1 pseudogene is annotated in these 249 nt (G+C 62.7%); it reads left to right on the top strand.

Annotated features, from left to right (window positions below):
* Window positions 1-249, top strand: a pseudogene (locus HAP95_RS14735) (Druantia anti-phage system protein DruA); the annotation flags it as partial.

Below are 249 nucleotides of genomic sequence, written 5' to 3'. Positions count from 1 at the left end.
CGTCTATGGGCATCCCATCGTGCTGGCCGAGACCTTCGTAGAATCCCCCCGTTTTACCGGCGCCTGTTACCGGGCTGCCAACTGGGTGGATGTCGGCTGGACCAAAGGCTTCGCCCGTCGTCCCGGTGGTGGCTATGTCCACCACGGCCAACCCAAACGTCTCCTGCTCTTTCCTCTCCACCCACAGGCGCGTCTCTGGCTGGCCCAGCCGCAGCCCCAACTCGAATGGACCCATACTCCTATGCAAAC

Source organism: Acidithiobacillus sulfurivorans (assembly GCF_018853815.1).
GTDB classification, from domain to species: Bacteria; Pseudomonadota; Gammaproteobacteria; order Acidithiobacillales; family Acidithiobacillaceae; genus Acidithiobacillus; species Acidithiobacillus sulfurivorans.
Note: the sequence above shows the minus strand (reverse complement) of the source record. Positions and strands in the feature narration are given on the sequence as shown.